Source organism: Thalassospira lohafexi (assembly GCF_002844275.1).
GTDB lineage: Bacteria > Pseudomonadota > Alphaproteobacteria > Rhodospirillales > Thalassospiraceae > Thalassospira > Thalassospira lohafexi.
Genome location: NZ_NXGX01000001.1, coordinates 793,289 through 807,391, shown reverse-complemented (window position 1 = coordinate 807,391; position 14,103 = coordinate 793,289). Strand labels below are relative to the sequence as shown.

Sequence of the window (14,103 nt, the reverse complement as noted above, 5' to 3'; positions counted from 1 at the left end):
ACTACCCGCCAAACTGGCGGCGAACCCGTCCCGGCGTCGGCATGCAGCGCGCAAGCTTTGCACCAAGCTTTAACGGTGCCGCGGCAAATTGCCCTGCCTTGCTGATCTTTCCGGTGATTTTCGGGATTTGCATGACATTGCCAATACGACGATCCAGAAATGCCCAGCTGTCGCTGTGACCTTCGGATGTGTCATCGAGCCAATAGGCAAGGGTTGAGCCATAGACACCCGCAAGCAACATCCGCTTGGTGTACCAATTGTGATCGGTCGATGTATCGCCCGCCGCAATCCACATTTTATCAACCGTCCCATGGGTCAGCTTAAGCCCCTTGGCCACATTCTGCGGCAGGGCGGTCCAGGCAACGGCGGCACGCACCGCGTCTTTGTGATTTTCAACCAGATCAAGGCGCGTTTTTACCGCAACGGCGATCCGCTCGCGAATTTTCATCTGATCAAGCTCAAGTGCGTCAAGGGCATCGACCATCTTGCGGTCGGTCATCTCGACATAGGTCACAATGGCCTGCCCCGTTCCTTTGGGCAACAGACGGTCAATCTCGCCCGGTGCAAGATCAAGGTCCTCGGCGCCGGCGATCAACGCCTGTTTGCTCCAACCATCAAAAGGCACATGTTCCAATGCGGCTTCGACCAATGCTTCGCGCTGGGCGCGCAGTCGGGACATGCTTTCGGAAACGGTCATTTATGCCTCCTTAAGGTTCATCAGGGTGTGCCACCACATCATCTGATGCCGCAGCTTGCCTGAAGGCGGTTTCAGGCGGGTATTCGCGTAATTCTTCGTTAAATCCAAGCAACGTCATGTCTTCTATACGTTCAGGATACATCACGCCGATCAAATGATCATATTCGTGTTGGACCACGCGCGCATGAAAACCACCGGCGATGCGTTCAACCTCATCGCCCTTCTCATTTAACCCGCGATAACGGATTTTGTTCCAACGCGGCACCACGCCCTGCAATCCGGGAATCGACAAACACCCTTCCCAACCATCAACGATTTCATCGCCAATCGGCTCAATTTCCGGGTTAATCAAAACGCTAACGGGCACTTCACCGTCATCGGGATCGTCACTTTTGCGTAAACTCGGCACGAAATAGACCATGATCGCCTTGGACACAAACACCTGCGGTGCCGCAAGGCCAACGCCCCCGGCATCCTTCATGGTTTCCTTCATATCCGCAATCAGACGCTGAATTTCAGGGTCAAGCGGGTCTTCGACCCGATCCGCGACAGCACGCAAAACCGGGTGGCCCATCCGGGCAATTTTAAGGATCGACATATCTCTATATCCAACCAAAATTGCCCGGCTGTAAAGCCCCTATGCGCCCCGCGATCCTAATGCCCGGTAAGAACCAGTGTCTGGACCGGCCATAGAAGTGCCTGAATACGCAGCAACAAGGCATGCACGACACCGACCGTCTGGACCATATGCAGGAACATCCAGCGCCCCGCACCAATTTCCGGATCCTCAAGTTGATCATGGGTATTGGTATAAGCATTGGCAATGCACTGGCTGCCCCACGGCACATCCTTGATCTGCTCGGGGTAAAGCGGCACCATCTTGGCCAGGAACGTTCCCGGCACGCCGCGTTCGGTTATATCAAGCAACCTGTCGGTCGGGCGGAACTGACCGGCCGCAATAACCGGCTGCACGCTTGAGAACACCATCGGAATGACTTCAAATGGCAGCGAAGCACACGACATTTCCGCAAGCCCGCCAACTTTGACAACCTGTGCGGATACCTGCTGGAAGCCTGCCTGAAATACCACTTCCTTGGGCTTGTCGGGGATCAGGATGCCTGCCGGACGCAATAACGGGTTCACCACATCCCCAATTTGCAATGCAAACTGCTGTACGGTGCCATCAACACCGGCACGAACAACTGTTTTGCCCAGCGCCACTTGTGCTGCACGCAAGGATGCCTCTGCACTTGAAAGCTGGGCGGGCAACAGGGTTTCCATTTTGGTCTGAACGGCGTTAACACTCGCCTTTGCCGAATTCACCCCACCCTGTCGTGTCGTCAATGCGACTTCAAGCCGTTCGACCTCGCGCCGGGAAACCGCGTTGGTGCCGCGCGACAAAAGATCCGCCTTCACCGACAATTCTTCGCGAACCTGTTCATAGGCACCTTGTGCCTGTTCCAGGTTCCCTTGCGCGACCGCAAGGTCGGCCTCGGCAACCGCCATCTGGGCACGGATTTGTTCGACGTCTTGCTGGGCCATTTCCACCGATTCCGTCTCTGCACGGTCATCAAGCCGGAACAGCGGTTCGCCCGATTTTACCCGGTGATCGTTATCGACATATATTTCAACCACCCGACCATTCTTTTCGGGCAGGATTGTCAATGTTCTAAAGAATGATCCAACATTTTGGCTTGATGGATGAAAATAGAAAATAAGCGTGATCAGCGACAGGGTCAGGATCGCACATGCGGTGATGCCATACCGCAATTCATACCAGACCGAAAACAGGTTGATTTCCTTACCGATACGTTTGCCCTGACGATACCGGCGCACCAGATAATCCGGCAGAATGGTAAACATTGAACACAGAAGAAGCTCAAACATCTTTTGGGTTCTCCTGCTTGGTCATATCGGGGGTTGCGGATGTCTCGGCCACGGGCTCCTGAGGGGCCGAGTCGCCAAACCCGCCCTTGTTCCTTGCAATTGTTTTCAAGGAATCTGCAATGGCCTGAATTGGTGAAATAAAATCAGGGAACTGGACAACGGCAAGAACCAGTGCGGCCACCCAGAAAACACCGTTATGGGTAAACAGCGCCAAAAGGGTCAGAACGCCGATCAACTGTATCTGCGTGTGATTGGCGTGATGCGCCAGTTTTTCCGGCAAGGCATGCAAGGTCAGATAGAGCGCGCCAAGCGCAAACACGGCCAAAACCACAAACCACACGATACCGTAGAACAAAACATCTGTTTCCCCCGGCGCGGTTATAAAGAAAGGCGCATGTGCAATTGCCGCCTCTCGCAAACTGTTTTCCATTTTTTTATCCCAACCAAACCACTGTTCAATCCCATCAGGACACTGCCCTCAGGATACTCCACCCATTGCCAATCCATTGATATATAGACCTTTACCAAGCCATTATAGCAACTTTTTGGATAATTATTATCCTCAAATTCACGCAAGCAGCGCAATGACATAACTGACACCAAAATGCGGTGTCCATGCCTTGGCGTTTTGCACCCATTGGCCGAATAAACGCCCAAGGCGAATATCCTCTTCCCTCTTTTCTTTTTGACTGGTTTGCACTATATACAGCCCACGGTCATGTTGACCGTAAATCCAACCGGTAGGCATTCCGCCTTTCCGGGTGTTTTTGTTTTTTTGAAAGGAGCGTGGTTTCCGTGCAGGTAATCGTTCGCGACAACAATGTCGATCAGGCTCTGAAAGCCCTTAAGAAAAAGATGCAGCGTGAGGGCATTTTCCGTGAGATGAAACTCCGTCGTCACTTTGAAAAGCCGTCGGAGAAGAAAGCTCGCGAAGGGGCGGAAGCAGTCCGTCGTTCCCGCAAGCTGGAGCGTAAGCGCATCGAGCGTGAAGGCTTCTAGTCTTCTTTTTCACTTTCGGGGTTCCTCGAACGTGATACTGCATGGTCGAATTTAGCTTGCTAAGTTCGGACCCGTGCGCCAAGCCCGCCTCGGAGCAATCCAGGCGGGTTTGGTTTTTCTACGCTCCATTTTTTGCAAACATGACAATTGTCATGGCATGCCTATTTGAAACCTTTCAGAGCTTCGGCGCGTAGCTGTCATGACACGATGACATTGGCCGGGGAATACTTCATGTCTTCATTGCGATCACAGGCAAATATCGGAATCCGCATTTTATGCGTGATCGCGCTGATGCTTGTCGGCTTTTCGCACAAGCTGGCATCCTTTGGAACGCTTCCCCAAAACACGCAAGCCAGCCTGACAAGCTATGCCCTCCCCGATGGCACATTGCCGATCTTGTGCCTTGGCGGTCAGGCTGCCGATCCCGATAATGACCGTGGGATGCTTGATACCTGTGAGTTTTGCCGGATCGCCGCATCGGTTACCCTGCCTGATAATCCGCAGCTGCCTGAACCAATAGAATTCGTCTCACGTGCGCTGGCCCATTTGCCCGCCCGTGTCGAATGGCAGGCCACCACCTATGACACGCCAGCCGTCCCACGCGCGCCGCCCTTGATCATCTGATCTGCCCCAATCGCACGTTTTGCGCGCCGCTTATCTGGCACAGCAATACCGTGCTTTACGCATTTTCGATGATACAGGTGAACTTGATGACAACCCATCCCGCACATTCGGCGGATGCGCCTCAGCGCGATCGCGACAACCGCACATTAACCCGTAAATTCTATCTGGCCGCATGGCGCTGGCATTTTTATGCCGGGCTTTATGTCGTACCGTTCCTCCTCATGCTGGCGGTGACCGGCCTGATGATGATGTATTTCAATGTCATTGAAACCCGGTTTGGCGACCGCATCCTCGCATCCGACGGCCCGCACCAAAGCCTTCAGATACAGGCTGATGCCGCGGCCTCCTCCCTGCCCGATGCGACGGTTAGCCAATACATCGCCCCGATCGAAGATGATCTTGCCACCATGTTTCTCGTCGATAGTGGCGGCAAGCAGCATGTCGTCACGGTCGATCCCGTCACAACCGACATCCGCGAAACCATTATTACGGATGACAGCTGGTTTTACTGGGCTAATGGCATTCACGGCGAACTTCTGATGGGCGATCTTGGCGACCGGTTGATCGAAATTGCCGCCGGGCTTGGCATTATCCTGATCGTAACCGGGCTTTACATGTGGTGGCCGCGCGACGGCAAACGGTTTGCCTCCGTTCTTTGGCCAGATTTCCGCGCAACCCGCCGGACTTTCTGGAAAGAACTGCATGTCACAAGCGGCTTTTACATCTCGGTCGTTTTGTTCTTCTTTTTGATTTCCGGCCTGTCATGGGCGGGCATCTGGGGCGGTCAGTTTGTTCAGGCCTGGAGCACCTTTCCCGCTGAAAAATGGGATAATGTCCCGCTATCTGATGACATTCACGCCGATATGAACCACGGGGTTTTGCATGATGCACCCTGGGGATTGGAACAAACCCCAATGCCTGCATCGGGATCAGATGCCGGGATCACTGGTCTTGCCGATGGCACACCGGTTAATCTTGATACCGTGACCGCCTTTGCGCGCAGCATCGGCTTTGTTGGCCAATTCCGGGTTAATCTGCCGCAAGGTGAAAACGGTGTTTACACCCTTTCGGCCGACACCATGAGCGGCGACAGCGTCTCGCCCACCGGCGACCGTACCATCCATGTTGACCAATATACCGGCAAGGTTCTGGCCAATATTGGCTTTGCTGATTATTCACTGGGGGCCAAAAGCATGGCAGTTGGTATTGCCCTGCATCAAGGCGACCTTGGCTGGTGGAACGTGATTGCCAATACGCTATTTTGCCTGACGGTGATTTTCCTGTGCATCAGCGGCATTGTCATGTGGTGGCTACGCCGCCCGACATCCGGCAATTTTCACCTATCCGCCCCGCCCCTTCCCAACAACCTACCTCTTTGGAAAGGCGCCGTATTCATGATGTTAGCGCTATCATTAGCCTTCCCGCTAACCGGCATTACGCTGGTCACAGTTCTGGCAATTGATGTGCTAATTGTCTCAAACCTGCCGGTTCTTAAACGCGCGATTGGCTAAACCGTTTTAAGCCCCGCCCGACGTATGTCGGGCGGGTATTTTGTGTTTAGCAACGTCTGTTAAAGTCCCGGAACAGAAACCCGCTTTTCGACAAACAGCAAAATCTGTGCGACCACACTGGTCATGACCACATAGATTGCTGCGATCAATAAAAAGACCTCGAAAAACTGGAACGTTTCATAGCCAATCTTTTCAGCACGGGCGGTAATTTCGGTCACCCCGATGGCATAGGCGATAGAGGTATATTTGAGTTCTAAAATCGCTTCATTCGACCACTGCGGGATAACCCGGCGCAATGCCTGCGGCAAAATGATGTTTTTAAAACCCTGAAACTGCCCCATGCCAAGTGCACGGGCCGCTGCCATCTGCCCCACCGGAACTGATCGCACAGCACCCCGGAAGTATTCCGCCTGATATGCTGCTGTATTCAGACCAATGGCAATGATTGCGGCAGTAAGCGGGTCAAAAACAATGCCGATTTCGGGCAAGCCCAGATAGATAAATAACATCTGGACCAGCATCGGGGTGCCGCGAAATATCTCTACATAAACCGTGGCTGCCAAATAAATCGGGCGACTGCCATAAATGCGCGCCCACGCCAGAACAAGCCCCAATGCCGCGCCGATAACCATGGCCGATGCCCAAAGTCCCAACGTGGTGGGAATCCCTTGGAGCACATAGGGCAAATGTTCAATTGCAAAATCGAACCACTCGCTCATTCATGGCCTCCGTGTTCTATCACGTTCAGGAACGCACGCGTTCGATCTTGCTGGGGGGCTTCAAAAATTTGTGACGGCGGGCCCTGCTCGATGATTTTACCACCTTCCATGAAGATGATTTCATCGGCTGCCTGACGGGCAAATCCGATTTCGTGGCTAACCACCAGCATCGTCATCCCTTCGGATGCCAGCTTGTTCATCACTGAAACCACTTCGCCGGTCAATTCCGGGTCAAGCGCGCTGGTTGGTTCATCAAACAAGATCAGCTTGGGCTCCATCGCAAGCGCACGCGCGATCGAGGCACGCTGCTGCTGCCCACCAGAAAGTTCCGCCGGATACGCATCCGCGCGGTCAGAAAGACCAACACGATCCAGTTCCTGATAGGCAAGATCAAGGGCGGCCTTTTTATCAAAACCACGTAATTTACGCGGCCCGATTGCGACATTGTCCACCGTACGCAAATGGGTAAACAGATTGAAATCCTGAAACACAAACGCAACCTTCTGACGCATGGCATTCAGGTTCTTTGACGTAAGTTCTTCGCCGTCGACAAAGACATGCCCCTGATCAGGCTCGGTCAAATGATTGATGCACCGAAGAAGGGTCGATTTCCCCGTGCCCGATGGCCCCATAATAACCTTGGATTGCCCCGGCTCCATATCAAAGGAAACGCCCTTGAGTATTTCCGCATCACCATAACTTTTATGAATATTTTCAACGCGCAACAACATCAGGCGTCTCCTCTGTGTTCAAAGCCCGGAAGAGCAAGACGGTTCTCAAGCCGGTATAGGGCCCAGTTGCCTGCGCGATTGACGATGAAATACATCAACGCAACCACCGCAAAAACGATCAGGATGTTTCCCTGCGTATTGGAAATGATGTATTTCGCCTGACGGGTCAGTTCGACAACACCAATGACATAGGCAAGCGATGTCGCCTTGAGTTCACTGGAAAATTCGTTGGTCCACGGTCCGATGGACATACGCAGTGCCTGCGGCAGGACAATGTCACGGATCGCCTGAAACTTGTTCATGCCCATCGCGCGCGCCGCCATCATCTGCCCTTGGGGAACAGACAGAAATGCCCCCCGAAAAATCTGCGACTGATACGCTGCGGACCGAAGACCCAAGGCAAGAACGGCCGCCATAAATGATCCCATTTCAATGAAATCGGTCACGCCATAGTAAAACAGCAACAGCAACACAATGGCCGGAATGCCACGGAAAATACGCTCAAACACCGTACATGGAATGCGCAACGTCCAGTGCCCGTAGACTTCCGCAACCGACAGCAGCAGCCCCAGAACAAGCCCCAGTGACAACAGGCAAACAAGCAACGCAATTGCCACGGACAAGCCGTGCACCAGATAGGGCATCTGGCTCAATATTGTTTCGAAAATCATGATTTATGCCCACAGGAACAAAAAAATAGGCCGTATCGCAACAGCCAAGGCAGTTGCAGCGATACGGCCCGAAATCAGCTACTTCGAGTAACCGGGAATGTCGCCCTGATAGGTATCGACATAATCAGGCATCGAGGTCGGAATATCGCGAATGGAAGACTGCGGCGCATATTTATGAACAATTTCCGCCCATTGACCGGATTTATAGATGTTCATAATCCCGGCATTGATTTTGCCCAGAAGTTCCTTCGGATCACCTTTTTCAACCGCAAGCGCCTGCGGCTGGTTCTGTTGAATGGTCCCGGCGATTTTGACCGGACGCCCTTTGGCGATGAAGTCCTCGGCGGTATCGGTCGAGGTCACAACAGCGTCCAGACGCCCCGCAAGCATATCTTCAATGGCGGTGACATAGTCCTCATAGCCACGCAGGGTCACATCGACGTCGTCATTGGACGCCAGATTGTCTTCAAGCCATTTAAACTGGGTTGCGCCACCCTGCGCACCAACCGTCGCACCACAGCACATTGCGGTAATCAGGTTTTTGTCGGAATCCTTGGGCACAAGAATTTCGTCGTCATTTTCCCACCACGGAATGGTGAAATCAAGCGCGTCGGCGCGTTCCGGCGTCACGTTAAGCCCGGTCACAAGAAGGTCAATACGCCCTTTAACAAGGGCCGGAATCAACGACGGCCATGGCAAGTCCTTGAACTCAACGTCCATACCCTGATCTTCGGCGATGGCACGCATGGCATCAATCGCAATGCCTTTATACTCGCCACTCTCGACATAGGCCCACGGCGGGAAAGCGGCTTCAACACCCGCGGTCAGGGTTTCAGCCTGCGCTGCGTTTGACCCAAAGGATGCTAGGGCAAGCATCGCGGCAGCCGGGATCAGTTTCCCAAATCTATTTTTCATATATGCCTCCTGATTAGATAATTGCTGCTATGGGCCTTGTCTGTTCATAGGTGATTTCCCCAATCCCAGTACAAACATCAAGCGCCAACAGCAAAGTTTTTGAAACATACTTACGAAATAAAACAATGTCGAATCTAAATGGCGCAATGTGAAAATACATACCAACAATTACTTACAAGACATAAACTCAAAAAAAGATGAGTTAAATTTGTCAACTCATCTAAAAAACTACACCTTAAATATCAATCACCACTTTTATTTATTTACAGTTCAACCTTAAAATCGATTTACGCTTCACATTACCTTGTTTGTATCATGACAAAAATTATCCTTCATTGCCTCTGGCATTTAACGAGCTTTGACCTTCGCCTAATCTCCGGCAAACCGGGGCTCGACATGCCGTGCCTCAAGCGCATTTCCGATGACAAAGGTAAACTTGATGAAGGCCCTGTTAGCGGGCATCACAGGCCATTATTGGCAATTGATGCTCTAATCGCCTCAAACGTGCCGGTTCTCAAACGCGCCCTTGGCTAATAAAAAGAACCCCGCCCGGATGTTTGGGCGGGGGTACCATTTTACGCCGCCTTGCAGATCGACGTGCCGCCATCGACAAGCATTGCCGATCCGGTCACAAAGCTTGAAGCATCCGATGCCAGAAACAGGGCTGCCTTGGCGATTTCAACTGGATCCGCAATACGGCCCAAAGCATGAAACCGCTCAACCATCGCACGGGTTTCCGGATCACTGGTAAAGCTTGCCGCCATCGGCGTATCGGTCCCGCCCGGCACCAGTGCGTTGACCCGGATATTGGCCGTGCCGTGTTCCACCGCCAGACATTGCGCCATCCCCAGCAACCCCATCTTGCTGGCGGCATAGGCCGTCATGCCGGGCATTCCAATCGTATGCCCGACAAAAGTCGATGTGAAAATCACCGATCCACCGCCCCGCTTGGCGATCTCGGGCAGCTGATATTTCGCGCCGAACATTGCCGATGTCAGATTGGCACGCAGCGTCTTGTCCCAGTCGTCAACCGTAATATCATCAAGCGACCCCAGTGTTCCCAGCCGTCCGGCATTGTTAAAGCCGACATCAAGCCCGCCATATTCCCCAACGGCAGCATTGACCAGTGCCTTGGCGTAAGCTTCATCACAAACATCGCCCGCCAGTGCAAAAGCTTCGCCACCGGCACCAACAATTTCAGTAACAACCTGATCAAGCCGGTCCGCACCACGTGCGCCGAGCACAAGCCTGGCCCCTTCGGATGCAAACAGTTTTGCCGACGCCGCACCGATGCCGCTGCTGGCCCCGGTGATGATGACAATCTTATCTTGAAGTAACATGATTTTTCCAATCCATCTGGCAGCGGGCATCTGATCAACCCGGTGCGGTTCACGATGGAAAGAAAGATATGACGCCCCCGAAATAACCGCTCGCCAGTTTCGGACCTGACGTTTTTATCGCTTAATCCCCGCCGATCCAGCTTCTGACTTGCCCCAAAACAGATGCCTTTTCCCCAATCGGTTCAGGCTTGGGTTCGCTTCGAACAAGAAGGCCAAACTGGGTGCGATAGACGGTATAGACCGCATCTTCGGAAATATCGGTAAAGGTCGAACTGCCGTATTGGGCATCCATCAAAAAGGGCAACTTCACCAGCAGATACCCAAGATCAAACCCACCGTCCGAACCCAGTTCATATGCGATATGTGGCTGGGTATTTTCGCGTTCGATATCGCTATACCGGCCTTCAAACCGCACCAGCTTATAGCGCGCATCCATGCCCAGAATATTGGCCCACGGCTGAAGCTTCATGAACGCGGCATCAATGCGCCATTGATCCCCATAAAGCTTATAGGTCCCGTCAACATCCGCATGCGGGGAGCTCAAATGCGCGATGAATTCTTCCTCGGCAACTGGCTCAAAATACAGCGACGCAATCGGCTTTTCATCGGTCAGGCGCGTATAGGTCAGTACCGTCAGCGCAATGGACCCCGCCAAAGCCACCGTTAGCAACGCGATAGAAAGCACAGAGACTTTTATCAATCGAAACATAGAACCTTCCGAACAGACCTTAACCGATGAACGCGAACTGATCTTATAAAGTGCCGACCTGACGAAAAAAAGGCGGCCCCAATGGAGCCGCCTTTCGCCTTCTCAAACCATTCGGTTCGATCAGTTATCAAGATGCGTGACGATTTCTTCGCACATCTTTTTGGCATCCCCAAACAGCATCATCGTATTGTCCTTAAAAAACAATTCGTTCTGAATGCCGGCATAGCCGGCAGACATGCCGCGTTTGATGAACAGCACCGTTTTGGCTTTTTCGACCTCAAGGATCGGCATACCAAAGATCGGGCTGGCCGGATCGGTTTTGGCCGCCGGGTTGGTGATGTCATTCGCACCAATAACAAACGCCACGTCGGCAGACCCGAAATCACGGTTGATTTCGTCCATCTCCATGACGTCCTCATACGGCACATTTGCCTCAGCCAGAAGCACGTTCATATGCCCCGGCATACGTCCGGCCACCGGATGAATGGCATAACGGACTTTAACGCCCTCAGCCTTAAGGATATCAGCCATTTCACGCAGTGCATGCTGTGCCTGTGCCACCGCCATGCCATAGCCCGGCACGATGATCACACTCGATGCGTTTTTCATGATGAACGACGCATCATCGGCCGAACCGGATTTAACCGGACGATCCGCATCCCCGCCGGCAACAGCGGCACTTTCGCCTTCGGCACCAAAGCCGCCAAAGATGACGTTAAAGATCGAGCGGTTCATGCCCTTACACATGATGTAAGACAGGATCGCACCCGATGCACCCACCAGCGCACCGGTAATGATCAACGCATTGTTCTGAAGCGTAAAGCCAATGCCACATGCTGCCCAACCCGAATAGGAGTTCAGCATGGAAACAACAACCGGCATGTCCGCCCCGCCAATCGGAATGATCAGCGTAATGCCCAGAACAAGTGCCAGTGCCACCAGTATCCAGAACGCCATATGGCTTTCGGTCGTGACCAGAATGATGCCAAAGACAACAATCCCAATCCCGATGGCAAGGTTCAGCATATGTTGCCCGGTAAAGCGCACTGGCGTTCCCGAAACAATCCCCTGCAACTTGCCAAAGGCGACAAGTGAGCCGGTAAAGGTGATCGCACCAATCGCAACACCCAGCCCCATTTCAATCAGGCTGGCCGCACCGATATTGCCTGCTGTACCAAGGCCATAGGCGCCCGGCGAATACAACGCAGCACCCGCGACAAACACCGCCGCCAGACCGACAAGCGAGTGAAAGGCCGCCACCAGTTGTGGCAAGGCCGTCATTTTGATCTTGAGCGCGATCACAGTACCGATCGAGCCACCAATCAGAATGCCGACGATGATGGTGGTGTAAGACAGCACCTGGGGCGACGCCAGCGTGGTCGCAATGGCAATTGCCATCCCCACCATGCCAAGGATATTGCCCGTACGTGCAGAGTCAGGTGACGACAGCCCGCGCAATGACAGGATGAAGCAGACCGAGGCCACCAGATACAGGAAAGCCGATAGGTTTTCCGACATTGTGTGTTCCCCCTACTTCTTTTTCTTGAACATTTGCAGCATGCGCTGCGCAACGATGAAGCCGCCAAAGATGTTCACGGATGCCAACACCACGGCGAGGAAGCCCATGACCTTTGACAGGTTCATGTCAACCGGACCGGACGCCAGAAGCGCGCCGACAATGATCACCGATGAAATCGCATTGGTCACCGCCATCAGGGGCGAATGAAGGGCCGGGGTGACTTTCCACACAACGTAATAGCCGACAAAGCAGGCCAGTACGAAAACGGTCAACCCCATCACGGTCGGGCTGACACCCGACCCCTGAACAGTGGTTGTCACCGTCATTGCCGCATCACCCGCACCATTGGCCAATTTATCGGCCAGTTGTGCGGCCTGCTCGGCCAGTCCAAGGGCTGCATCGCGCAGCTCGTTTGCATTCTGGGTAACGGATTGATCAGCCATTTGCGACCGCCTCCCCACCGAATTTCGGGTGAACAATCTTTCCATCGTGGGTCAGGCGGGTTTCGGCAATGATCTGATCTTCGCCGTTAAACACTAATGCGCCCTTTTCCGTATCAACAGAAAGCGTGATGAAATTCAAAAGGTTCTTGGCATACATCGCGGTTGCATCGGTTGCGACCGCACTTGTGATGTTTTCCGGACCAATCAGTTTGACCCCGTTGGCCGTCGTGATGGTCTGACCAAGTTTAACCCCGGCGACATTGCCACCGCGTTCGGCCGCAAGATCAATGATCACCGAACCCGGCTTCATGCCTGCAACCATGTCGGCCGTGACAATTTCCGGGGCCGGACGGCCGGGAATAAGTGCTGTGGTAATGACGATATCGGTTTTCGCCAGAACCTCTTTAAGCTTATCGGCCTGCTTTTTCTTGTAGTCGTCCGACATTTCCTTGGCATAGCCGCCCGATGTTTCGGCAGCGTCCGCTTCGTCGTCTTCGACTTCAATAAATGTCCCGCCAAGCGACTGGACCTGTTCCTTGACTGCCGGGCGCACATCAAATGCCGACACCACGGCACCAAGGCGCTTGGCGGTTGCAATCGCCTGCAAACCGGCAACACCGGCCCCAACCACAAGAACACGCGCCGGGGCAAGTGTCCCTGCTGCTGTCATCATCATCGGATAAATGCGGCCAAACTCATGGGCGGCCTCAAGCACGGCGCGATAGCCCGCAAGGTTCGATTGCGATGACAAAACATCCATCGACTGCGCACGCGAAATACGCGGCATCAGTTCCATGGAATAGCCATCAACACCGGCCTTTGCCATCGCATCAAGCAGCTCTTTACGGTCAAACGGCTCAAGCAGGGCCACAACCGCGGCCCCCTTTTTATAGGCGGTCAATTCGTTGGTTTTGCCGTCAATGACAGGTGGACGTACCTTAAAGATAACGTCGGCATCCTTGACGGTGGTTTTCATTGTTTTGGCAATGGTTGCCCCGGCATCGACAAATCGATCGTCCGGTATGGCGGCATCTATTCCGGCGCCAGCCTCAATTGCAACGTCAAACCCCAGTGACTTCAGCTTCTTGACTGTCTCTGGCGTGACGGCAACGCGCTTCTCTCCGGGCCATATTTCCTTTGGAACGGCCAGTTTCATCGCGTTCGACCTCCTTCCCTAAATCATATGATAAGCATGGTGTTTTTTATTATTTACGGTGTGATCGATATCAGGACATCACAGTGCGCCCTGTTTGCATCCGATTACAAGCTTCCCTTGCCAAGTAAAGAACCAGAAAAGAAAAAGGCGGTTCTTCCAGCTTACGCAGAAGAAACCGCCCA

18 protein-coding genes are annotated in these 14,103 nt (G+C 53.3%); 4 read left to right on the top strand and 14 right to left on the bottom strand.

Annotated elements, in window-relative coordinates; translation table 11 throughout:
• Nucleotide 1: 1 nt before the first annotated feature.
• The 5 genes from COO92_RS03665 to COO92_RS03645 all read right to left on the bottom strand — a co-directional run bounded on the left by COO92_RS03665 (nucleotide 2) and on the right by COO92_RS03645 (nucleotide 3,332).
• A complete protein-coding gene (locus tag COO92_RS03665) occupies nucleotides 2–697 on the bottom strand; it encodes a COQ9 family protein (RefSeq protein WP_101299925.1) in 696 nt (231 codons plus the stop codon).
• A 10-nt stretch (nucleotides 698–707) separates the two neighbouring features.
• A complete protein-coding gene (gene def / locus COO92_RS03660; protein WP_101299924.1) occupies nucleotides 708–1,295 on the bottom strand; it encodes a peptide deformylase in 588 nt (195 codons plus the stop codon).
• Between the two features lie 56 nt (nucleotides 1,296–1,351).
• Nucleotides 1,352–2,584 (bottom strand): HlyD family secretion protein, encoded by a 1,233-nt coding sequence (locus COO92_RS03655; protein WP_101299922.1) that lies wholly within the window; start codon nucleotides 2,582–2,584, stop codon nucleotides 1,352–1,354.
• Nucleotides 2,577–3,014, bottom strand: coding sequence for a hypothetical protein (locus COO92_RS03650; RefSeq protein WP_240626304.1), 438 nt, complete (start codon nucleotides 3,012–3,014; stop codon nucleotides 2,577–2,579). Before COO92_RS03650 ends, COO92_RS03655 begins: the two co-directional genes overlap by 8 nt.
• 138 nt (nucleotides 3,015–3,152) lie before the next feature.
• Nucleotides 3,153–3,332 carry a hypothetical protein gene (locus COO92_RS03645; protein ID WP_101299920.1) on the bottom strand — a complete coding sequence of 60 codons (180 nt, stop codon included), beginning with the start codon at nucleotides 3,330–3,332 and terminating at the stop codon, nucleotides 3,153–3,155.
• Between the two features lie 47 nt (nucleotides 3,333–3,379).
• Between COO92_RS03645 and rpsU the strand changes: the two genes are divergently transcribed.
• From rpsU to COO92_RS03630, 3 genes are all read left to right on the top strand, one after another.
• Nucleotides 3,380–3,583, top strand: coding sequence for a 30S ribosomal protein S21 (rpsU, locus tag COO92_RS03640; protein ID WP_007091098.1), 204 nt, complete (start codon nucleotides 3,380–3,382; stop codon nucleotides 3,581–3,583).
• Nucleotides 3,584–3,814: 231 nt separating this feature from the next.
• Nucleotides 3,815–4,207 (top strand): hypothetical protein, encoded by a 393-nt coding sequence (locus COO92_RS03635; protein ID WP_101299918.1) that lies wholly within the window; start codon nucleotides 3,815–3,817, stop codon nucleotides 4,205–4,207.
• A gap of 86 nt (nucleotides 4,208–4,293) precedes the next feature.
• Nucleotides 4,294–5,718 (top strand): PepSY-associated TM helix domain-containing protein, encoded by a 1,425-nt coding sequence (locus tag COO92_RS03630; protein ID WP_101299917.1) that lies wholly within the window; start codon nucleotides 4,294–4,296, stop codon nucleotides 5,716–5,718.
• Between the two features lie 59 nt (nucleotides 5,719–5,777).
• Here COO92_RS03630 and COO92_RS03625 read toward each other — a convergent pair whose 3' ends face one another.
• From COO92_RS03625 to COO92_RS03610, 4 genes are all read right to left on the bottom strand, one after another.
• Complete coding sequence (locus COO92_RS03625; RefSeq protein ID WP_101299915.1) at nucleotides 5,778–6,437, bottom strand: amino acid ABC transporter permease; 660 nt, start codon at nucleotides 6,435–6,437, stop codon at nucleotides 5,778–5,780.
• Nucleotides 6,434–7,168, bottom strand: a complete 735-nt coding sequence (locus COO92_RS03620; RefSeq protein WP_101299913.1) for an amino acid ABC transporter ATP-binding protein — start codon at nucleotides 7,166–7,168, stop codon at nucleotides 6,434–6,436. Before COO92_RS03620 ends, COO92_RS03625 begins: the two co-directional genes overlap by 4 nt.
• On the bottom strand, nucleotides 7,168–7,839 hold the full coding sequence (locus tag COO92_RS03615; RefSeq protein ID WP_101299911.1) for an amino acid ABC transporter permease: 672 nt from the start codon (nucleotides 7,837–7,839) through the stop codon (nucleotides 7,168–7,170). Before COO92_RS03615 ends, COO92_RS03620 begins: the two co-directional genes overlap by 1 nt.
• A gap of 78 nt (nucleotides 7,840–7,917) precedes the next feature.
• Complete coding sequence (locus COO92_RS03610; protein WP_101299909.1) at nucleotides 7,918–8,754, bottom strand: transporter substrate-binding domain-containing protein; 837 nt, start codon at nucleotides 8,752–8,754, stop codon at nucleotides 7,918–7,920.
• Nucleotides 8,755–9,150: 396 nt separating this feature from the next.
• On the opposite strand from COO92_RS03610, the gene COO92_RS22025 reads away from it, so the two are divergent.
• Nucleotides 9,151–9,288, top strand: coding sequence for a hypothetical protein (locus COO92_RS22025; RefSeq protein ID WP_165792266.1), 138 nt, complete (start codon nucleotides 9,151–9,153; stop codon nucleotides 9,286–9,288).
• Nucleotides 9,289–9,329: 41 nt separating this feature from the next.
• Here COO92_RS22025 and COO92_RS03605 read toward each other — a convergent pair whose 3' ends face one another.
• The 5 genes from COO92_RS03605 to COO92_RS03585 form a co-directional block, all read right to left on the bottom strand.
• Complete coding sequence (locus COO92_RS03605) at nucleotides 9,330–10,094, bottom strand: SDR family oxidoreductase (RefSeq protein ID WP_101299907.1); 765 nt, start codon at nucleotides 10,092–10,094, stop codon at nucleotides 9,330–9,332.
• A 121-nt stretch (nucleotides 10,095–10,215) separates the two neighbouring features.
• The gene (locus COO92_RS03600) at nucleotides 10,216–10,803 is read right to left on the bottom strand and encodes a hypothetical protein (protein WP_101299905.1); all 588 of its coding nucleotides are present in this window, start codon (nucleotides 10,801–10,803) and stop codon (nucleotides 10,216–10,218) included.
• A 120-nt stretch (nucleotides 10,804–10,923) separates the two neighbouring features.
• Complete coding sequence (locus tag COO92_RS03595; RefSeq protein ID WP_022733103.1) at nucleotides 10,924–12,321, bottom strand: NAD(P)(+) transhydrogenase (Re/Si-specific) subunit beta; 1,398 nt, start codon at nucleotides 12,319–12,321, stop codon at nucleotides 10,924–10,926.
• Nucleotides 12,322–12,333: 12 nt separating this feature from the next.
• Nucleotides 12,334–12,765, bottom strand: coding sequence for an NAD(P) transhydrogenase subunit alpha part 2 (locus COO92_RS03590; protein ID WP_022733102.1), 432 nt, complete (start codon nucleotides 12,763–12,765; stop codon nucleotides 12,334–12,336).
• Nucleotides 12,758–13,921, bottom strand: coding sequence for a Re/Si-specific NAD(P)(+) transhydrogenase subunit alpha (locus COO92_RS03585; protein ID WP_101299903.1), 1,164 nt, complete (start codon nucleotides 13,919–13,921; stop codon nucleotides 12,758–12,760). Before COO92_RS03585 ends, COO92_RS03590 begins: the two co-directional genes overlap by 8 nt.
• Between the last annotated feature and the right edge of the window lie 182 nt (nucleotides 13,922–14,103).